This is a genomic window from Limnohabitans planktonicus II-D5, assembly GCF_001270065.2.
GTDB lineage: Bacteria > Pseudomonadota > Gammaproteobacteria > Burkholderiales > Burkholderiaceae_C > Limnohabitans_A > Limnohabitans_A planktonicus.
In genome coordinates this window covers 1-615 of record NZ_LFYT02000141.1, presented here as the reverse complement: position 1 = coordinate 615, position 615 = coordinate 1, and the positions used below count along the sequence as shown (strand labels likewise).

The following is a 615-nucleotide window of genomic DNA, read 5'->3' as shown; positions in this document are numbered from 1 at the left end:
CGGCTGCATTGGCAACGGGTGCGATCACGGCCACGGGCGTGACAGTGGACGGCGTGGCAGAAACTGCAACGGTGAGCAAAGCCAGCGGCACCTACAACAGCAAGAACGTGGCCACGGCAACAACAGTCACCGCGAGCTTGGCGACAGGCGACTTCACGGCAGCGACTGGTACTGATCTGAGCAACTACAACTTGCCCACCACGGTGAGCAACACCACCAGCACGATCGGCAAAGCCAACTTGGCTGTGGCCATGAGCAGCCAGAACAAGACCTATGACGGCACGACAGCGGCTGCATTGGCAACGGGTGCGATCACGGCCACGGGCGTGACAGTGGACGGCGTGGCAGAAACTGCAACGGTGAACAAAGCCAGCGGCACCTACAACAGCAAGAACGTGAACGCTGCAACAACAGTCACCGCGACCTTGGTGGCAACTGACTTTGCGGCTGGCACAGCAGATTTGAGCAACTACAACTTGCCCACTACAGTTTCAACAGTAGTCGGTGGTGGCACGATCAGCAAAGCCAACTTGGCTGTGGCCATGAGCAACCAGAACAAGACCTATGACGGCACGACAGCAGCTGCATTGGCAACGGGTGCGATCACAGCCACGG

General features: G+C 58.9%; 1 protein-coding gene. It reads left to right on the top strand.

Translation table 11 applies throughout. The features are described from left to right. Positions 1-615: YDG domain-containing protein (locus tag H663_RS41975; RefSeq protein ID WP_240620618.1), on the top strand; the 615-nt coding region annotated here is incomplete at both ends.